18 protein-coding genes and 1 pseudogene are annotated in these 19,745 nt (G+C 61.4%); 8 read left to right on the top strand and 11 right to left on the bottom strand.

Going from position 1 to position 19,745, the window contains the following annotated elements:
- Positions 1 to 7 precede the first annotated feature (7 nt).
- The gene (locus tag CAG25_RS10905; protein ID WP_064593500.1) at positions 8 to 910 is read right to left on the bottom strand and encodes a DMT family transporter; all 903 of its coding nucleotides are present in this window, start codon (positions 908 to 910) and stop codon (positions 8 to 10) included.
- A 139-nt stretch (positions 911 to 1,049) separates the two neighbouring features.
- On the opposite strand from CAG25_RS10905, the gene CAG25_RS10900 reads away from it, so the two are divergent.
- Positions 1,050 to 1,925, top strand: coding sequence for a helix-turn-helix domain-containing protein (locus tag CAG25_RS10900; RefSeq protein ID WP_064593498.1), 876 nt, complete (start codon positions 1,050 to 1,052; stop codon positions 1,923 to 1,925).
- On the opposite strand, the gene CAG25_RS10895 is transcribed toward CAG25_RS10900, so the two are convergent.
- The 6 genes from CAG25_RS10895 to CAG25_RS10870 all read right to left on the bottom strand — a co-directional run bounded on the left by CAG25_RS10895 (position 1,926) and on the right by CAG25_RS10870 (position 8,232).
- Entirely contained in the window at positions 1,926 to 4,355 is a 2,430-nt protein-coding gene (locus CAG25_RS10895; protein WP_085611389.1) for a TonB-dependent receptor, read from the bottom strand.
- Between the two features lie 104 nt (positions 4,356 to 4,459).
- On the bottom strand, positions 4,460 to 5,449 hold the full coding sequence (locus tag CAG25_RS10890; RefSeq protein ID WP_085611388.1) for a FecR family protein: 990 nt from the start codon (positions 5,447 to 5,449) through the stop codon (positions 4,460 to 4,462).
- Positions 5,446 to 6,012 (bottom strand): RNA polymerase sigma factor, encoded by a 567-nt coding sequence (locus tag CAG25_RS10885; protein ID WP_085611387.1) that lies wholly within the window; start codon positions 6,010 to 6,012, stop codon positions 5,446 to 5,448. Before CAG25_RS10885 ends, CAG25_RS10890 begins: the two co-directional genes overlap by 4 nt.
- Position 6,013: 1 nt before the next feature.
- On the bottom strand, positions 6,014 to 6,340 hold the full coding sequence (locus CAG25_RS10880) for a DUF3325 domain-containing protein (protein ID WP_085611386.1): 327 nt from the start codon (positions 6,338 to 6,340) through the stop codon (positions 6,014 to 6,016).
- A complete protein-coding gene (locus tag CAG25_RS10875; protein WP_085611385.1) occupies positions 6,341 to 7,930 on the bottom strand; it encodes a PepSY domain-containing protein in 1,590 nt (529 codons plus the stop codon). It lies immediately after the preceding gene.
- Entirely contained in the window at positions 7,927 to 8,232 is a 306-nt protein-coding gene (locus tag CAG25_RS10870; protein ID WP_039769401.1) for a DUF3649 domain-containing protein, read from the bottom strand. The genes CAG25_RS10875 and CAG25_RS10870 overlap by 4 nt, the downstream gene beginning before the upstream one ends.
- A gap of 175 nt (positions 8,233 to 8,407) precedes the next feature.
- Here CAG25_RS10870 and CAG25_RS10865 point away from each other — a divergent pair, with 175 nt between their 5' ends.
- The 3 genes from CAG25_RS10865 (at position 8,408) to fecA (ending at position 12,307) form a co-directional block, all read left to right on the top strand.
- Positions 8,408 to 8,896, top strand: coding sequence for a sigma-70 family RNA polymerase sigma factor (locus tag CAG25_RS10865; RefSeq protein ID WP_085611464.1), 489 nt, complete (start codon positions 8,408 to 8,410; stop codon positions 8,894 to 8,896).
- Complete coding sequence (locus CAG25_RS10860) at positions 8,893 to 9,822, top strand: DUF4880 domain-containing protein (RefSeq protein WP_085611384.1); 930 nt, start codon at positions 8,893 to 8,895, stop codon at positions 9,820 to 9,822. The genes CAG25_RS10865 and CAG25_RS10860 overlap by 4 nt, the downstream gene beginning before the upstream one ends.
- 151 nt (positions 9,823 to 9,973) lie before the next feature.
- Positions 9,974 to 12,307: a TonB-dependent Fe(3+) dicitrate receptor FecA gene (fecA, locus tag CAG25_RS10855; protein WP_085611383.1), complete on the top strand. Its 2,334-nt coding sequence runs from the start codon at positions 9,974 to 9,976 to the stop codon at positions 12,305 to 12,307.
- Between the two features lie 71 nt (positions 12,308 to 12,378).
- Here the strand turns inward: fecA and CAG25_RS10850 are convergent, their stop codons facing one another.
- Complete coding sequence (locus CAG25_RS10850; protein ID WP_011332524.1) at positions 12,379 to 12,786, bottom strand: HPF/RaiA family ribosome-associated protein; 408 nt, start codon at positions 12,784 to 12,786, stop codon at positions 12,379 to 12,381.
- Between the two features lie 200 nt (positions 12,787 to 12,986).
- Complete coding sequence (locus CAG25_RS10845; protein ID WP_011332523.1) at positions 12,987 to 13,934, bottom strand: LysR substrate-binding domain-containing protein; 948 nt, start codon at positions 13,932 to 13,934, stop codon at positions 12,987 to 12,989.
- 135 nt (positions 13,935 to 14,069) lie between these two features.
- On the opposite strand from CAG25_RS10845, the gene CAG25_RS10840 reads away from it, so the two are divergent.
- The 3 genes from CAG25_RS10840 (at position 14,070) to CAG25_RS10830 (ending at position 17,328) form a co-directional block, all read left to right on the top strand.
- Positions 14,070 to 15,446, top strand: a complete 1,377-nt coding sequence (locus CAG25_RS10840) for an L-serine ammonia-lyase (RefSeq protein ID WP_085611382.1) — start codon at positions 14,070 to 14,072, stop codon at positions 15,444 to 15,446.
- A 63-nt stretch (positions 15,447 to 15,509) separates the two neighbouring features.
- Entirely contained in the window at positions 15,510 to 16,811 is a 1,302-nt protein-coding gene (locus tag CAG25_RS10835) for an HAAAP family serine/threonine permease (RefSeq protein ID WP_085611381.1), read from the top strand.
- A 199-nt stretch (positions 16,812 to 17,010) separates the two neighbouring features.
- A complete protein-coding gene (locus tag CAG25_RS10830) occupies positions 17,011 to 17,328 on the top strand; it encodes a DUF3509 domain-containing protein (RefSeq protein ID WP_085611380.1) in 318 nt (105 codons plus the stop codon).
- Here the strand turns inward: CAG25_RS10830 and CAG25_RS10825 are convergent.
- Entirely contained in the window at positions 17,325 to 17,825 is a 501-nt protein-coding gene (locus CAG25_RS10825; RefSeq protein ID WP_007957255.1) for a phosphate-starvation-inducible protein PsiE, read from the bottom strand. The two genes, CAG25_RS10830 and CAG25_RS10825, sit on opposite strands and share 4 nt — an antisense overlap.
- Before the next feature lie 293 nt (positions 17,826 to 18,118).
- Here CAG25_RS10825 and CAG25_RS10820 point away from each other — a divergent pair.
- A pseudogene (locus CAG25_RS10820) lies at positions 18,119 to 18,376 on the top strand (YebG family protein); the annotation flags it as partial.
- A 167-nt stretch (positions 18,377 to 18,543) separates the two neighbouring features.
- On the opposite strand, the gene CAG25_RS10815 reads toward CAG25_RS10820, so the two are convergent.
- Entirely contained in the window at positions 18,544 to 19,563 is a 1,020-nt protein-coding gene (locus CAG25_RS10815; protein ID WP_085611379.1) for a Glu/Leu/Phe/Val dehydrogenase dimerization domain-containing protein, read from the bottom strand.
- Positions 19,564 to 19,745: the final 182 nt, after the last annotated feature.

Raw genomic sequence — 19,745 nt, 5'->3', positions numbered from 1 at the left:
ATCAATCTCAGGCCAACTTTCCATGCTTCGCCACAACCGCAACTTCGGGTTTTCGAAACACCAGCACATTCCCCAGCATCACCAATACCAGCCCCGCCAATGCCGGTGCCGTCCATTGATAGCCTTCGGCGAAGGCCGAGACATTCAGCGCCACCACCGGGAACAGCACCGTGCAGTAGGCGGCGCGCTCCGGGCCCATGCGGCCGACCAACGTCAAGTAGGCGGTGAAGCCGATCACCGATCCCGGAATAACCAGATATAGAAGCGCGCCAATGTAGCGCGACGTCCACTCCATCTCGAATGGAATGCCCTTGACCAAGCACCACACCGAGAGCATCGCCGCACCGTAGGCCATGCCCCAGGCATTGGTGGTCAGCGGCTTGAGACCGGCCTTCTGTTGCAGGCTCGAGAGCATGTTGCCCGCCGAGAAACACAACGTGCCGCAGAGCGCCAGGCCAAGGCCGAGCAGGGTTTGCGGACTGGCGTGATGCCCGGCCAGCTCCGGCCAGAACAACAGGCCCAGGCCCGACAGCCCCAGCGCCCCGCCCATCAATACATTGCGCGCGATCCGCTGGCCGAAGAACACCCGTGCATTCAGCGCGTTCCACAACGTTGCCGTGGAAAACACCACCGCCACCAGACCGCTGGGAATCCATTGGCTGGCGGTCAGGAAACACATGAAATTGACACAGAACAGGCACAAGCCCTGCGCCACACAGATCAGATGCCCGCGCCGGTTCATCGGTTGCAGGCGACGGCTGAGCAGCAACAGCGCAAACAACACCAGCGCCGCGAGACCGAAGCGATAGACGATCGACACCGGAATCGCCACCACGCCCAGTTGCCACTTCAAGGCTATCCACGTGGTGCCCCAGATCAGCACGGTCAACAAATACAACGACAGGTTCATGGCAGACACTCCTCGATTGGGTTTCAGTGTCCGCCTGCGCCTTCACCCCTCGCTTGCATAAACTTGCGCTTTTGTCGGCGTGCAGGCTGGCAGCGCAACATCTACGGAGTAGGATGCAAGGCGTTGAAGAGAACCGACCATGGCCGCCATCGATACCCTGCAAGTCTTTCAAGCCTTGAACAGCTCGCCCAACGCATGCCTTGTGCGCAGCGCCGAGCTGGGGGACGGCCTGTCCGCAGCCTTGTGGACCAACCACCACGACGCCCGCGACTATGACGCGCCGAGCCATCACACGCTCTCCTGCTACATCGCTGGCGGCACCGGCACGTTCCGCCGTGGCGCCCCCGGAAACAAAGGCAGTCCGGACAAGTTGTGCATCCTGCCAGCCGACCACGAGTCGGGGTGGGTGATCAATGGCGACATTCGCCTGGCCCACCTGTATTTCAGCGCCGAACAATTTGCCTTGGGTTGCGTCACGCTGCTGGATCGCGAGCCCCGGGAAATGCAGCTGCGCGAACAGACTTTTCTGGAAGATCCGCAACAGGCCCGACGGTTTCGCCAGTTACTCACTCTCAATTGGGACGAGCCTGGCGAGCGTCTGCTGACCAGCAGCCTGGCCCACGAACTGATCAGCCAAACCTTGTTGAGCCAGGTCGGCGTACGCCACGGCTTGCGCCTCAAGGGCGGGCTGGCGCCGCATCAACGCCGGCAACTGGTGGAGTTCATCGACAGCCAACTGGCCGAGCCGATCAGTCTCGGGCAACTGGCGGGGTTGTGTGCGTTGTCGGAATACCACTTCGCGCGGATGTTCCGGGTGAGCTTCGGACTGCCGCCACATCAGTATGTGCTGGCGCGGCGTTTGAGTCGGGCGCGGGAGTTGTTGCGGGGCACGGCGTTGCCGCTGGGGGAGATTGCCCTGGCGTGCGGATTTGCCAGTGCCAGCCACTTCACCAACCGCTTTCGCCAGGTGCTGGGTGGAACGCCCGGCGAGTATCGCCAGGCGTTTTTGCGCTGATCAGAACTCCAGCGTACTCGACAACGAAATCTGCCGCGAATCGCCCATCGACACGAAGAAACGGCTCGCCGCCGAGGTGTAGTAGGTGCGATCGAACAGGTTCTTCACGTTGAGCTGGAACTTGACCTTCTGCCCCTCGACCCGGGTGTCGTACGTGGCGAACGCATCGGCCACGGTGTAGCTCGGCAGATCGAAATCGTTGACCGCGTTACCCGCTCGTTCACCGACATAGCGCGCGCCGGCGCCGACCCGAAGTTGATCACCACCGATCACGCTGCCGAAGTCGTAGACCGCCGACAGCGAGCCGGTATTTTTCGCCACGTTCTGCAGCCTGTTGCCTTTGTAGTCCGGATCTTCCGTAACCTCGGCGTCGGTATAGGCGTAGCTGCCGATCATGCTCCAGCGGTCGCTGAGCTGGCCGGTCAGGTCCACTTCCAGGCCCCGGGAACGCACTTCGCCGGCGGCGCTGTAAATCGTCGTCGGGCCTTCGGAGTTAGCCACCAGTACGTTGCGTTTCTTGATGTCGAACAAGGCGATGTTGCCGGTGATGCGCCCCGGCATATCCAGACGTGCGCCCAGCTCCCAGGACTTGGCCTCTTCCGGCGCAATGCTGCCGTCGAGCACGGTGCTGCTGCCGCTCAGCGGCGCGATGGTCGAGTTGGGTTTGAACGATTCGGTGTAGCTGCCGTAGAACGACAACGCGTCGGTATAGCGATACACCAGACCCGCGCGCGGCACCCACTTCTGGCCGTTGCTGTCGGTGTTGGCCTTGAACGGCACGCCTTTGCCGGAGTACTGGTCGTACTCCTGGAAGCGCCCGCCGGCCACCAGAATCCACTGGTCGTTGAGGTGGATGGAGTCCTGCAGGAACACCGAGTCGCTGCGCAGCAGATCGGTTTGCGCACTGTCCGCCGGGCTGACGGTGGTGCCTTCAACTTCGCGGCCGTAGACCGGGTTGACGTAACTGAAGGTGCTCAGGCTTTTCTGGCGGATCAGGTCGGCGCGGTAGATCTTGCGGTACTCGTCGTCGACGCCGAACACCAGATCATGCTGCATGCCCAGCACATTGACCTTGCCTTCGAGGCTGGCCGTGGTGAAGCGGTCGGTGCTGATCGCGCCCTGGGTGCCGTCCATGCTGCGGGTCAGGGTGCCTTTTTTGGTGTCGATCGCGGTTACGCGGACCTGGCTGGCGTCGTAAGTTTCGCGATTCCAGCTGTAGCCGAAATGGGCTTTCCAGTCGTCGTTGAGTTCGTGATCGGCCTCAAAGTGATAGAGATCGGAACGCCCTTCCATGTCGTTGAATTTCTCGTCGAGCCGCTCGTTGCGCGAGATATCCAGCGGATGGTTGGTGCGTGGATCGATCAGGGTTCCACGATCAAACGGGGTCAGGAATTCACGGTGCTCGTAAGCGAACAACAGCTTGGTGCGCTCGCCGTACCAGGCCAGCGACGGTGCGATCAGGGTTTCGCGGTGGGTGCCGAAATTGCGCCAGTAATCTTCGTCTTCGTGGTCCAGCACCATGCGATACGCGAGGCCGGAATCCCCCAGCGCACCGGTGCTGTCGAAGGAACCGCCGCTGCCATTCTTGCCGTCGCCGTAGGTCGAGCCGCGCAGGGTCAGCGCGTTGTACTGGGTCAGTTCGGGCTTCTTGCTGACCATGTTGACCACGCCGCCCGGGTCCTGAATCCCGTAGAGCAGCGAGGCCGGGCCCTTGAGCACCTCGACGCGATCCACGGTGGCGTTCATGCCACGGCCCTGCACCACCGGCATGCCGTCGCGCATGATCGAGCCGTTGCGGTTGTCGCCGAAACCGCGGGTCATCACCGAATCCTGGGTGCTGCCCAAGGTGTTGCCCTGGGTGATGCCGCTGACGTTGGCCAGTGCATCATCGAGATTGCGCGGTGCCTGATCACGAATGACCTGGGCCGCAATCACGTTGACGGTCTGCGGGATTTCCTGAAGCGAAGCGGAAGAGCGCATCACCGAACTGGTTTCCGGTGGCTGGTAGCTCATCGGCTGGTCGACCACTGAGGTGATGTTCGTCGCGCCGAGGTTCAACGCGCCTGCGGTCGGTTGCGGTTCGAGCGCCAGGGTATGGCTGTCGGTGCGGCGGAAGGCCAGGCCGGAGCCGGTGAGCAGACGTTGCAGCGCCTGTTCGGCACTCATCTGGCCGTTGATCGCCGGAGCGGTCAGACCATATGGCGCTTCATCGGTATAGACCACGCTCTGCCCGGTGACACGACTGAAATCACTCAGGGCCTGAGGCAACGGCTTGGCAGCCAGGGAAAAACTGAATTGCTTTTGCGGCTGGCTGCTGACGGATTCAGCGGCCAGCGCCACGCTCAGCGGCAACAGGGCCAATGCCGAAAAACTCAAGGCTGAAACGCCCAACCACTGTTTGACCGAACCCGATTTTGCCCTGGACTTCATTGCTCATGACCTGTGTAGAACCGCAACGGATGCGAATGACTCGCAGTTTCAGTCACTACACGGATGGCGGTCGGGTTTACCTCACCACAAAGTTGAAAATATTTTCAGCGCAGGATGATCAGCTTGCCCAACACTTGATGCTGCTCGAATCCCAGAACCCCTTGCAGCGAATTCAGCACGGCTTGCGGGTCCTTGCTGGGAAAGCTGCCGCTGACCTTGCGCGCGCCCAGTTCGTCATTGAGCAACACGATCCGTCCGGGGTAATAGCGCCGCAGATCCTGCACCACATCGGCCAGTGTCGACTTGTAGTAAGTCAGCCAGCCCTGGCGCCACGCCAGTTGCGCTTCGCTGTCCACGGCGTGCAGTTTTTCTGCGGTGCCTGCGCCGTATGCCACTTGCTGACCGGCGGTGAGAATCTGCTGTTGGCCGTCACGGGACGCCGTCACGCCGACGCGTCCGGACAGCACCGTCACCTGGGCTCGTTGAGGTTGCAGGCGCACTTCGAACTGAGTGCCGAGCACCCGCGCCTGGCCCTTTTCGGCCTCGACCACAAAGGGATCCCCCGTGTGAGTCACGCTGAAAAATCCGGCCCCTCGGCGCAATTGCACATGCCGCTCGCCGTGACTGAAATCCACGGCGATGGCACTGTCCGCATCCAGCGTGACCTGCGACTGATCGGCCAAGGTCACGGTGCGAATCTCGCCCGGTGCCGACACGTAATCAGCGCCCAGATCATCGATCCAGCGCTGCGGCTGCCAGCCGCTGCCGAGGCTGATCATCAACAACAGGCAGGCCGCCATGGCCAGCGCGCCGGCCCAACGCCGGACCTGCGGACGGCGCGGTCGATCCATCGCATTGAGCAAACCCTGCAACGCCAGCGCGTCTTCGTCGGCCAAGGTGCGCGCCGGCCCTTCGCTCAATTCCCAAATCACCTGCGCCTGGGCGTAGGCCTCGGCGTGGGCCGGGTCAGCGTGCAGCCATTGACTGAAGGTCAGTTGATCGCCGGTGCTGGGGCGGTCGTGCAACAGGCTCAACCAGGCAAAAGCGGCCTGTTCCTGCGCGGGCGTCGGGATGACGCGGTCGGAGTTGTTCACGGTGCTTTCCCTGGCGTGCGTGGCGCGGGTTCGCGCAGGCTGGCCTTGCAGGCCTCGAGGGCGCGCATCATATGTTTTTCCACAGCGCTTTGGGACAGGCCCATGGCCTTGGCGATCTCGGCGTACTTGCGCCCGTGGATGCGATTGAGCAAAAAGATCTGCCGCGTGCGCTCGGGCAGCGCGCGCAACGCCGCTTCGACATGGCGCAAATCGTTGCCCGCTTCGAGCGCCGCCTGCGGTTCGCTGGCGCTGCTGTCCGGCTCGTCCGGTTGCCAGCCTTCGTTGACCCGCACCCGCGCGCCTTCGCTGCGCAAATGATCGATGGCGATATTGCCGGCGCAGCGCAACAGATAAGTGCTGAGCTCTTCGACCTGCACCAGCGGCCGACGCCAGAAACGCAGAAACAGATCCTGCACCAGATCCGCTGCCGTCGCCCGGCAACCGACGCGCCGGCTCACCAGCGCTTCCATCTGCGAACGCTGGGACAGGAACACCTGAAGAAAATGCGCACGGGCGCCGTGGGGTTCGTCGTCGCGGTGCTCGGGAGGATGGCCGATCAGCATGTCAGTTCAAGGCCCATGCAGCGACCGGGCTGGCGAGCAGGCTAAGTCCGGCCATGGTCAAGGCCAGGCGTGGGCGATAGGGCAACAAAAGCACCAGAGTCAGCGCGCTGAGCATCAGCACCGCGCACCAGTCGACCAGGCCAAAACTCCAGCCCTTCATGGAAACCGCTGCCCACAGCGATAGCCCCAGAAACAGCCAGCCCACGAGTTTCAAACCTTGCCGACGGCGAGTCGAAGATTTGTGGCCCAGCAGTTCTTCATGATGCCGAGGCATCGCCAGGCACAGCGCCGTGAAAGCGCAATAACAGAGCAACAGCGGCAACAGCATTCAGTTCGTCCCATGCTCAAGGGTGATCGGCCGGGCCGTTTCGCGGGCTGGCTTTTGCACGCTGACGGTGTGTCCAGCGCGCTGCATTTTCCGCGCGGCCCAGGCGAGAAAGAGGCCACTGCCCAGACACGTCAGGTCGAAACCGGCCAAGGCCCAGTCGCCTTCAGGCACTGTCACGCCGAGGTGGTAAGGGGAGGTCAAACCGTTAAGAAGCGGAACCGCGATAAACAGTGCAGCCCCCAGCGACAGCTGTTCGACCCAGGCCTTGCGTCCCGGCCGCAACATCGCGTGCACCACGCTCAAGCCCCAGGCGATGAAAAACGCGTTCACTTCCCAATCGGCACGCCCGGCCAGACTCACCGGCAGCAGACGATTGGCCCAGAAGAACACCGCGACCGCTGCCACCAGCCCTGCCATGCTGGCAATGTTCAGCACTTCCACCAGCCGCAACTCGTAAGGCATCACTCCGGTCTTGGCATGTTTGAGCTGACGCTTGCCGAGCCAGATCACCAGCCCGGTGCCGATCATCGCCGTGCCTGCCAGACCGCAGATGAAATACAGCCAACGCAACACCGGCCCGGCAAAGTGGCCCATGTGCAAACCGTAGAAACTGCCGGCAACCGCCATCGCCATCGGCTGATCGGGCGTTGTGCCGATGACTTGTCCGCTGACACCGCTGAAGGTCACGGCGCTACCGGAATCATTTACCACACGGTCGGAGCCCGCACGGGACATCACCACTGCGGCGTTGGAGTCGCCCGGATTGTTCACGCTGATACGCCCGACATGTCCACCCGACCATTGCTCGCTGGCCGCCAGCAACAGGGGCGCCAGCGGTGCCAGTGTCGCCGGTTGATTGGCCCGTTCAGGAATGCTGGATTCGGGAAAAAACTCGTCGTAAAACGCTCGAACGTTGTTGCCGTACGAAGCCAGGATGCTCGCCGGCATCACCATCGACATGAAGATCACCAGACTGCTGTAGGTGATCATCAGATGAAACGGCAACACCAGCACAGCCACCGCGTTGTGTCCGTCGAGCCACGAGCGCTGGCCCTTGCGCGGGCGGAAGGTGAAGAAGTCCTTGAAGATTTTCTTGTGGGTGATGATCCCGGTGATCAGCGCGACAAACATCACCATCGCGGCGATGGTCGAGAGCCAGCGACCCCACGGATAAGGCATTTGCAGCTGGAAGTGGAAGCGGTAGAAAAACTCGCCGCCCATGCTTTCCCGGACCTGCACTTCGGCACCGGTTTGCGCGTCGAGCGTCTTGCGAGTGAATGCGCCGCGTTCGCCGGGCTTGGCTGGCGTCTGCTGCCAGCCCACGCTCAGACCGGGATCTCGGGCGTCGGGCTGGCCAATGATCCAGCGCGAAGCGTCGGGGGCATTTTGTTGCAGATAGTGCTGGGCCAGCGTCAGGCTTTTTTCGGCATTCAATGGATGGGCCGTGATCTCCGGCTGCATCCAGTGACTGATTTCGTCTTTGAAATAGGCCAGGGTTCCGGTCAAAAAAATCGCAAACAATAGCCAGCCGAAAACCAGCCCGGTCCAGGTGTGCAGCCAGGCCATCGCCTGCCGGAAGCCCTCTTTCATGCCAGACCCAAACCGCGCGCTGCCCCGGAAACGGTCGCCAGGATCACGCTTGGCACCAGCAGACCAACCCACGCCGACCACGCCGTGCGACAGGCGAAACACCAGAGCACCGCCACCAGATAGACCAGGAACGAAACGGTCATGCCGGTCACCACCGCCTCGGCGCGGTTCAGCGGCAGCCACAACGTCAGCGTAACGCTGGCCAATGCCGCGACCAGATAGCCGCCGAACACCGCCGCGAGCACCCGCGAAGTGACGGCCAGACGATAGGACAGGGGAAGTGTGGCGAGTTTGGCTTTCATGTTTCGCCCCTGAAACGATTAACGTCCGACCAAGACGCCGAACGACAGGCGAGCAATATTAATGATAAATATTCTCATACGCAAAAGAGTCTGATTGCCGGGCATCCCTGACAGCCCTACAATGCGAACCATTCTTGTTCTCTAACGCATCCTGCATGCGCCCGGAGTGATGCCGTTGCCGTCCGCCCATCCTGTCGAATCGCTCTATCAGGCCCACCACAGTTGGCTCATCGGCTGGCTGCGGCGCAAACTCGGCTGCCCGGACAGCGCCGCCGATCTGGCTCAGGACACCTTCATCCGGGTGCTGACCGCCCGCGAGCCGCCAGTGATTATCGAACCGCGCGCATTCCTCACCACCCTGGCCAAGCGCGTGCTGTTCAACCATTACCGCCGCCAGGACCTGGAGCGCGCCTACCTCGACACCCTCGCGCAGATGCCGGAGATGGTCGCGCCTTCGGAAGAAGAGAAAGCCATCATCCTGCAAACCCTGATGGAGCTCGATCAGTTGCTTGATGGCCTGCCGCGCGTCGTCAAACGCGCATTTCTGCTGGCGCAGGTCGATGGCCTGACTTATCCGCAGATCGCCGCCGAACTGGGCATTTCCGTGGCCACGGTCAAACGTCATCTGAACAAGGCAGCGATGCGCTGCTACTTCGCCCTGTGAACCCGTCGATGGATTTTTCCGCGCAGGTCGCCGAACAGGCGGTGCACTGGTTGCTGGAAATGCAGCAAGGCCCGTTGAACCCGCGCCAGCAACAAGCCTGGCAGCAATGGATCGATGCCCACAGCGAACACCGCCGCGCGTGGGAGCACATTCAGCGGGTCAATTCGCGGTTGCGCGGGTTGTCGTCGCCACTGGCCCACGCCGCACTGAATGCGCCGAAGTCCGGCAGCCGTCGTCAGGCGCTGAAGTTGTTGCTGATTCTCGGCGCCGGTTCGGCGGTCACCTGGGGCATGCGCGAGCACAATCCGTTGCCATCGCTGCTGGCCGATTACCGCAGCCCGATTGGTCAGCGGCGCAAGATCTCGCTCGGCGCCGACGGCCAGTTGCAACTCAACACCGCCAGCGCGGCGGATGTCCGGGGCGATGGTTTGATCCGTCTGCTCGAAGGCGAGATGCTGCTGACCGCCACGCAATCCTTCGACGTGCAAACCGCCCAAGGCGTGCTGAAAACCCAGGGCGCGCGAATAAACGTACGGCAGTTTGCCGACCGCACGCAGATTGCACTGTTTGAAGGTCGGGTCGAATTGAACGCACAAGGTCGCGCGCCGATGCTGCTGCCGGTCGCCCGACAACTGAGTTTCAGCACCACCGGCGTCAGCGTGGCAAAACCGCTGGACGCCAACAGCGGCGCCTGGGCCGACGGCATGCTGGTGGCCGCGCACATGCGTCTGGGCGACTTCCTCGATGAACTCGGTCGCTACCGTCGCGGGCAGCTCCATTGCGATGCGAAAGTGGCTGACCTGCTGATTTCCGGGACTTATCCACTGGACGACAGCGAGCGGATTCTCGACCTGCTGGAAATCAGCCTGCCGGTAAAAGTGAGGCGCTTTACCCGTTACTGGGTGACGGTCGAAGCTAAAGCCTGATCGTTCCCACGTCGAGGCGTCGAACCGTCCGCGTGGGAATGCAGCCCCGGGACGCTCCGCGTCCCCTGCAAAAATAAATGAGCCGTTTTTCAGATCTGGCGTGACAGAGAAGGAAAGCCCCCTTGATTCAACCTTCTCAGGACCGTCCTCCATGCACCCCACCCACGTCACGCCGCTGGCCCGAACCCTGCGCAACCTCGTTCTCGGCGCCAGCCTGAGCTTCAGCGCCCTGCCCCTTGCGCAAGCCGCCGATACCAAGGCTTATCACATCGCCCCGTCGACGCTGGAAAACGCCCTCAACCAGTTCGGCCGTGAAGCCGGCGTGCTGATCTCGTTCGGCTCGCAAGTCACCAGCGGTGTGCAAAGCCGTGGTCTGGAAGGCAACTACACAGCGGAACAAGGTCTGAATGCGCTGCTCGAAGGCACCGGCCTGCAAGCCCGCGCCGAGGGTGGCAACGCCTTCAGCCTGCAACCGTCGAACGACAACGCCCTGGAGCTGGACACCTCGAAAGTGGTCGGCGACTGGCTGGGTGAGGCTGCGCAGGTCAACGTCTTCGAACATCCCGGCGCCCGTGACGTGATCCGCCGCGAAGAATTCGAACGCCAGGGCGCGACCCAGGCACGTGACGTGCTCAACCGCATTCCCGGCGTGAACGCCCCGGAAAACAACGGCACCGGCAGCCACGACATGGCGCTGAACTTCGGCATTCGCGGCCTCAACCCGCGCCTGGCCGCACGCTCGACGGTGTTGATGGATGGCGTCCCGGTACCGTTCGCCCCTTATGGCCAGCCGCAGTTGTCGTTCGCGCCGATCAGCATGGGCAACATGGATGCGGTGGACGTGGTGCGCGGTGGCGGCGCCGTGCGTTACGGCCCGCAGAACGTCGGCGGCGTGGTCAACTTCGTGACCCGGGCGATTCCGGACGAGCCGACCGTGAAAGGCGGTTTCCAGACCGAAACCAGCCCATCGTCCAGCCATGACGGCTTCAAGACCAGCGCCAACCTGCTGGCCGGCGGCACCAATGCCAACGGTCTGGGCGGCGCGCTGTTGTACTCCGGCACTCGCGGTGGCGACTGGCGTGAGCACAGCGATACAGAAATCGACGACCTGATCCTCAAGGGCAAATACCAGCTCGACGAGGCCAACAGTTTCAACGCCATGGCCCAGTATTACGAAGGCAAGGCGGACATGCCCGGCGGCCTGAATGTCGCCGATTACGATGCCGATCCGTACCAGTCGACCCGGCCAAAAGACCAGTTCTGGGGCCGTCGCACGATGTTCAATTTCGGCTATCGCTATCAGGAAGATCGCCGCGAGTTCACCGCCAATACCTTCTTCACCAAGACCCTGCGCAGCGGTTACCTGGATCAGGGCACGTTCCTGTCGCTGTCGCCGCGCGAGTATTGGGTGCGCGGTCTGGAAACCCGCTTCGCCCAGGGCTTTGACCTTGGCGCCACCAGCCATGAAGTCGGCGTCGGCTATCGCTACATCAACGAAGCCGGCCACGAACTGCGCTATCGCACGCCGATCAGCAGCAACGAATACCCGACCACCAACAGCCGCAATGACCGCGACACCCGTGGCGGCACGGAAGCCAATGCATTTTTCGTCGATGACCGGATCGACATCGGCAAGTGGACCATTACCCCGGGCGTGCGCTACGAGATGATCGAGTCGCAGCAGACAAACAATCTGACCAACGTCAAATACAAGGGTGACTACAACACCGCGCTGCCGGCGCTGAACGTGCTGTATCACCTGTCCGACAGCTGGAACCTGTACGCCAACACCGAAGGTTCGTTCGGTAGCGTGCAATACAGCCAGATGCCCAACCGCGTCAGCAGCGGCGAAGTGAAACCGGAGAAGGCCCGCACCTGGGAAGTCGGCACCCGCTACGACAACGGCGCGCTGCGAGCGGAGATCGGCGCATTCCTGATCAACTTCGACAACCAGTACGAAAGCAACCAGACCAACGATTCGGTGATCGCCCGTGGCGAAACCCGGCATCAGGGCATCGAAACCAGCGTCAATTACGCTCTCGACGACTTGAGCCCGGCGCTGGCCGGCTTCGACGTCTACGCCACTTACGCCTATGTCGACGCGACCATCCGCGAAGACGGGCCAAACAAGGGCAATCGTGTGCCGTTCTCGTCGAAACACAAAGGCACGATTGGCGTCGGTTACACCGAAGGGCCGTGGAAACTCAACCTGGACAGCAGCTTCCAGAGCGACCAGTTCGCCGACAACGCCAACACCTCGAAAGAAAGCGCCGACGGCAGTACCGGCAAGATCCCGGGCTACATGCTGTTCAGCAGCCGCGCCGGTTATGACTTCGGGCCGCAGCTGTCGGACCTGAACGTAGCGGTGGGGGTGAAGAACATCTTCAACACCCAGTACTTCACCCGCTCGTTCGATGACAACAACAAGGGCAAGTATGTGGGTGAACCGCGCACGGTGTACGTGCAGACCTCCGTTGCTTTCTGATCCCTGCTGAAAACAGAAAGGGCCTGCAATTGCAGGCCCTTTCTCTTTGGGTGGCTTGGAAAATCAGCGTATCAACTGTTGATCGCTGCCTGTTCGTTCTCGTCAAACTCTTCCGCCAACAGCTTGTCATTGGCTTTGCTTGTGAATGGCACCACTGCGGCTCGCGGTTTGCCGCGCAGTTTGCCAAACAGGTGCTCCAGCGCGTGCTCCAGTTTTTCGGCTGCACCATCGATCGCCTGTTCCAGCGAATCGGCTTTGTGGGTGACGGAAATCGGTTGATGGCCTTTTGGCCGCGCTTCCAGTTGGCAGCGCAAATCATGAGGACCTGGTTTGTCACCGTTCTCGTCGCTCAGATGGACTTCGACACGGGTCAGGTCTTCCTCATAACGGTCGAGCGTGCTCTCAATTGTGGTTCGTACCCACTCCTCCAGTCGTTTGCTGCTTTGAATATGGTTGTCGCTGTTGACTTGGATTTGCATAGTTCATCCCTTATTTCAGCTAGCTCGCAAGAGGCCTGGAACAGGATTTCGTGACCTCTTGATTACAACAATCGGCCCGCCGGACGAACATTTCAACCCCTTAAAAAAGATAAATATTCATTCGCAAAAAAAGCCGGACAACCGAGTAAAGCGCTGGTAAGGTCGGGAGTTGGGTCGCCCCACCACCCCGAAAAATCTGCTCACAATTGGCCATCACCCAACGGGTGCAGGCTGCGAAAAATCCCCGCCTCTTCCACCAGCCAGTCATGCACCGCCCGCACGCCCGGATGGCTCAGGGCCCCCGGCGCATAAAGCAATACATAGCGCTTGTGATTGGGCACCGAAATCCCGAACGGCACGATCAACGTCCCCCGCTCCAGCTCGTCGTTGAGCAGCGTGCGCCGGGCAATCGCCACGCCCATGCCGGCAATCGCCGCTTCGATGGTCAGGTGGTTGCGATTGAACGTGTGCCCGCGCCGCACATCCGCGCCCTCGAAACCGATGGCATTGAGATAAAACTCCCACTCCGCGTATTCATAGCTGCCGCGCCAGGCGGTGATGTCGTGCAGCAGCGGAAAATGCACCAGATCCGCCGGCCCGTGCAGCGGCGGCCGTCCGCGCAACAGGCCCGGTGCGCACACCGGAAAAATCTGCTCATCGAGCAAGGCTGTGGATAACAATCCCGGATAGCTGCCGTCGTTCAGGTCGATGGCCAGGTCGAAATCCCCTTCATGCAACGGCACGCTGCTGTCCTCGGCCACCAGCCGCAACTGGATGTCCGGGTAACGCTGTTGCAGGCGTGGCAAGCGCGGGGTCAGCCATTTGCTGAGGAACGACGGAATCGAGCGCACTCGCAGAATCCCGCTGATCATCCCCGCGTCGAGGCGACGCAATTCCGCGTCGATGCTGCCGTAAGCCTCGTTGACCGTGATCGCCAGTCGCTGCCCTTCCGCGCTCAACTCCACGCCCCGCGCACGGCGATGAAACAGGCGAAACCCCAGTCGCTCTTCCAGCTGTCGGATTTGCTGACTCACAGCCCCCGGCGTGATGTGCAGTTCCTCGGCACAGCGGGTGAATGACAGGTGCCGCGCGGCACAGGAAAACACCTGTAGCCAGACGTAAGTCTGGGCATGCAATTGACGACTCATGGTTTAGTCCTGCTAAAGGCTTACTTAGGAAGTTTCGTTAGTCACGTTGAAGCGAGGTAGGCAGTATCGCCGACATTGCGCTTGTCCTACAAAAAATGGCAGCGATTCCTACTCCATTGCTTGTAAGGGTTTAGCATGGCTATCAGTGTTTTCGATCTATTCAAAGTCGGCATCGGTCCGTCCAGTTCCCACACCGTCGGCCCGATGCGCGCCGCCGCGACCTTCGCCCAGGCCCTGATCGACCAGCATTTGCTGAACGATGTGCAGCGGGTGGAAATCCGCTTATATGGCTCGCTTTCGGCCACCGGCGTCGGCCATGCCACCGACCGCGCAACGGTCATGGGCTTGATGGGCGAATGGCCGGACAGCATCGATCCGTCGACCATCGAGCCGCGCATCCAGCAAGTGCGCGAGACCGGCCAACTGTCTCTGGCCGGTAAACGCTCGATCACCTTCAACTGGCAGCACGATCTCCTGCTGATGGACGAGAGTCTGCCCTACCACCCCAACGCCATGTCGCTGACAGCCTTCGGTGCATCCGGCCAATTGTTCGAGCAGACGTACTACTCGGTCGGCGGCGGTTTCATCATCGAAGCGGCCGAAGCCGAATCCGGTGTAGCGCCGGCCGGCGACGTCGAGTTGCCTTACGAATTCTCCAGCGCCGTCGAACTGCTGGCGCTGTGCAAGCAGCACAACCTGCGGGTGTCCGAACTGATGATGGCCAACGAACGGGCCTGGCGCAGCGACGCCGAGATCCGCCAGGGCCTGCTGCACATCTGGTCGGTGATGCGCGAATGCGTCGAGCAAGGCTTGCGCCACGAGGGCATCCTGCCCGGCGGTCTGAATGTGCCGCGTCGTGCGGCGAAATTGCACCGCAGCCTGCTGGAAATCGGCAAGCCGAACGTCATCAGTTCGACCCTGTCAGCGATGGAGTGGGTCAACCTGTTCGCCCTCGCCGTCAACGAAGAGAACGCCGCCGGCGGGCGCATGGTCACCGCGCCGACCAATGGCGCTGCCGGGATCATCCCGGCCGTTCTGCACTACTACATGAAATTCAATCCGGACGCGTCGGACGACGACGTGGTCGCGTTCTTTCTGGGCGCGGCAGCGGTCGGCATCCTGTGCAAGAAAAACGCTTCGATCTCCGGCGCCGAAGTCGGCTGTCAGGGCGAAGTCGGCTCTGCATGTGCCATGGCCGCTGCGGGTCTGGCCGATGTGCTCGGCGCTACTCCGGAGCAACTGGAAAACGCCGCCGAAATCGGCCTGGAACACAACCTCGGTCTGACCTGCGACCCGGTCGGCGGCCTCGTGCAAGTGCCGTGCATCGAGCGCAATGCCATCGCTGCGGTGAAGGCGATCAACGCTACACAAATGGCCCTGCGCGGCGACGGCAAACACTTCATTTCTCTCGACCGGGTGATCCGCACCATGCGCGATACCGGCGCCGACATGCATGACAAATACAAAGAGACTTCACGGGGCGGCCTGGCCGTGAGCTGGGTGGAGTGCTGAGGAGCACTCCCTGACCGCCCGTAACACGTGAGCCCGAGCAAGAATAATAACGAGGCAAAAACGATGACCGATGTACGCACACCCGCTGCCGAAAATCCCGCTGTAGACCGCACACGCAATACCGAAACCGCCCACAAGGGCTGGAGCAAATTCGACACCACCTGGATGCTCGGCCTGTACGGCACCGCCATCGGTGCCGGCACCTTGTTTCTGCCGATCAACGCCGGTGTCGGCGGCTTCTGGCCGTTGCTGATCCTGGCGTTGCTGGCGTTCCCGATGACCTTCTTCGCGCACCGGGGCCTGACCCGCTTCGTGCTGTCGGGCCGCTCCGGTGACATCACCGAAGTGGTGGAAGAACACTTCGGCATCGGCGCCGGCAAACTGATCACGCTGCTGTATTTCTTCGCGATCTTCCCGATCCTGCTGGTGTACAGCGTGGCGCTGACCAACACCCTCAGCAGCTTCCTCGAACATCAATTGCACATCGCCCCGCCACCGCGAGCGGTACTGTCGCTGGCGTTGATCCTCGGTCTGATGGCCATCGTCCGCTGCGGTCAGAGCGTGATCGTCAAAGCCATGAGCGTGCTGGTCTATCCGTTCGTCGCCGCGCTGCTGTTGCTCGGCATCAGCCTGATTCCGAACTGGAACGGCGCGTTCTTCGCCAGTGCTCAAGAACCGATGGAACTGTCGGTGTTCCTCAAGACCCTGTGGCTGGCGATCCCGGTGATGGTGTTCTCGTTCAACCATTCGCCGATCATTTCCGCGTTCGCCGTCGAGCAGAAACAGCGCTACGGCGAGCAGTCCGAACGCAAGAGCAGCGGCATCCTCGCCATGGCTCACGGCATGATGGTGGTGACGGTGATGTTCTTCTGCTTCAGCTGCGTGCTGGCGCTGTCGCCGGCGGATCTGGCAGCGGCCAAGGCGCAGAACATCTCGATCCTGTCGTACCTGGCCAACCACTTCCAGACCCCGGTCATCGCTTACGCTGCGCCGCTGATTGCGTTGGTGGCGATCACCAAGTCCTTCCTCGGCCATTACATCGGCGCCAGCGAAGGCTTCCAGGGCATGATCGTCAAAAGCCTGCGCAGTCGTGGCCGGGTGATGTCGGCGAGCTGGCTGAACCGTGCGACCGCACTGTTCATGATCCTCAGTTGCTGGGCCGTGGCGACCTTCAACCCGAGCATCCTCGGCATGATCGAAACCCTCGGTGGGCCGGTGATTGCCTGCCTGCTGTTCCTGATGCCGATGTACGCCATCCGCCGCGTGCCAGCTTTGCGCCAGTATTCGGGCCAGGCGTCCAACGTGTTCGTTGTGTTGATCGGCCTGATTGCACTGTCTGCGATCATCTACTCGGTTCTGCCCTGAAACGGGCCGCAAACGAAGAAGGCGAGCCAGGGGCTCGCCTTCTTTTTGGCCGGTTTCATTGTTCGACAATATTCCCGGCATGTCCCTTGCTACATCACTGAAGGAGACAGGACCACGGAAAGGCCGATGGTCAGGTTTGGCGAACCAACCCGATCAAGGCCGGTCAACAACTGCACGTTCAATCAGGCGGTGACGCATCATGGACAATCCTTTTCAGATCATTACCGATGCCTTCGCGCCGGACTATCAGATCAATCTGAGCATTCAGGGCCTCGACGGCAGCATCATGCTGACCCTCTCCAAAAGCGGACGGATCGTCGCCAAGCGGATGATCAGCGCCGAACAGCGCAATGACCCCAAGCGCCTCAAACGCCTGGTGCAAAGCATTCAGTTCGGCATTGCCATCGAACAGGGCCACAGCGCCATGGCGGTACTCGACGCCATGACACGCGGCGACGGAATCGCTCCGCCACCGCGTCAGGCCAAACATCAGCCCCGGCCAACGGCCGGCCTTTAGAGTTCGCCCTTCTCCACTTCCGGATGTTCACTGGAACCCGTGCCGATCTTGCGGTGCGGATTCTCGATTTTCACCGAAGGGAATTGCGACGAGGCGTAACGCACCACCAGGATCGAGAACGCCAGCAGCAGAATCCCGCCGCACAGGTAAATGATCCCCATGTCCGGCGGATTGTGGTGCGAGACGTTGGAGATCAGCAGGCGCGTCAGTGCCGTGATCGCCACGTAGATCAGGAAGCGCACCGGCATGTGGTTGGTCTTGAAGTAAATCCCGACCATCGCCCCCAGTTCCAGATAGATGAACAGCAACAGAATGTCATCGATCTTGATGTGCCCTTCCTCGAGCATTCCGAGAAACTCCATCACCGCCGCCCATGCGGTTACCGCACCAATGGCGAACAGCGCCAGATAGTGGAAGGTCTCGACGAACAGGTTGCCCAGGGACTCGGCCAGTTGATGCACGTTTTGCCGCAGTTTCTCGGCCCAGTTGATTTTCACGATGAAGGTTCCTTAGCCCGGTTCGAGCGGATGTTGCTTGCTGGACGTGACGGTTATTGCGCACGTACGCAGATGCATGCAGAAAAGAGGCCACGCCATCATGGCGAGCCGCCGCGAAACCTGCGCCGTGGCGTTTGGTCGCACCTGTGCGCAGGCGTCGGGCTGACAAAATCCGAATCCGGTCTACATTGAAAAGCCACTACCCAAAGCGCAGGGATTCGCTTATCCTTTTCGCTGTATATAGATACAGTAGTCGCAAAGACAACTTAATGTGAAGGCATGTGAGGTGGTGAATGGCCGTCGAAGTGGTATACCGCAGCAGCCGAGATCTGGAGCGCTTGTTCATGGATAAAGCCGAAGCTGACCGTCATGACAAAATGCTCGAACTGGCCGAACTGTTGGCCGAAGTGCTGGAAAAAGCCGTTCCTTCGTTGAGCGAGCAGCAAGTGGAAGAAGTCGGGATCTTCATGGCGAAGAACCGCGATGTGTTCGCCCGGGCGTTCAAGAGCCAACCTGATGCCCTGTCGGAGCTGATCAACGCACCGGCGGCACCGGTTGTGGCGACCGAAACGGCCGAAGTGGCCGAACCGGCAGAAGCGCCAGCCAAACCTGCAAAAGCGGCGAAGGCTGCGAAGTAATCGGCATCTGAATCGAAGCCTCTGAATTGAATAGCCCCTGAGTTGAAAGACTCAGGGGCTTTTTCATGTCCGGACAAACCTCAGCGGTACAACACCTTTTCCGCCAGCTCGTCCGCCACCCGCGCGGGTGAACGTTTTTCCGCCTGGGCGTGGGCGAAGACTTCGGTCAGGCGCGAACTGATCTTCGACAGGTGCGCGGTGATGGTCGTCAGTTCTTCGCCGCGATGCTTGAGGGAAACGTAGATCAGCCCGCCGGCATTGATCACGTAATCCGGCGCATACAGGATGCCCCGCCGCTCCAGTTGATCGGCGACGTCCAGGTGCGTCAGCTGATTGTTGGCCGAGCCCGCCACCGCCGAGCAGCGCAACTGGGTGACCGTGTGGCTGTTGAGCACCCCGCCGAGGCCGCACGGCGCGAGGATGTCGCACGGCGTACTGAGCAAAGCGTCGTTGGCAATCGGATGAGCGTTGAGCTGCTCCATCGCCAGTTGCACCTTGCCGTGGTCGATGTCGCTGACCAGCAGTTCGGCCCCCGCTGCGTGCAGCTGCTCGGCGAGCGCAAACCCGACATTACCCAGCCCCTGAATCGCCACGCGCAAGCCTTCTAGGTTGTCGCTGCCCAGCCGCGCCATGGCCGTGGCGCGAATTCCGGTGAACACGCCCATCGCCGCATGCGGCGCCGGGTCGCCGGCGGAGGTGGTGCTGGTGACATGCTGGGTCTGCTGGGCGATGCAATCCATGTCCGCCACCGAAGTGCCGCTGTCGATGGCGGTGATGTAGCGCCCGTCGAGCTGATCGATGCAACGTCCGAAGGCTTCGAACAATGCAGCGCGGTTTTCCACATGGGCCGGCCGCACGATCACGGCCACCCCGCCACCCTGAGCGAGCCCGGCCAGCGCAGCCTTGTAGCTCATGCCCTGGGCCAGGCGTATGGCGTCCTCGACTGCGGATTCGTCGTTCGGGTAGGCAAGATAACGACACCCGCCCAGGGCAGGCCCGAGGCGACTGTTATGAATGGCAATGACCGCCTTCAATCCGGACACCGGATCAACGCTAAGGTGCAGCGATTCCAGGCGAGTGCTTTGCATGAGAGCGAACATCGGCAGGCTCCCGAATCACTTCTGGTAGACGCCAGTATAGGCTTGCGCCTGAAAATTGCTGAAGCGCGCCGGAATAAGCGCCGCCACTGATCGGAGGCTTGTGGCATAACCCGATGGCAGAGCGGCCCGGCACTGGACGAATGGCAAAGACGGGGCTAAAACGAGGCATGCCCCGGAGATTG

Origin of the sequence: Pseudomonas sp. B16(2017), from assembly GCF_002113205.1 — a bacterium.
In the GTDB taxonomy this organism is placed as follows: Bacteria; Pseudomonadota; Gammaproteobacteria; order Pseudomonadales; family Pseudomonadaceae; genus Aquipseudomonas; species Aquipseudomonas pharyngis.
This window is presented reverse-complemented; position numbering and strand designations above follow the sequence as displayed.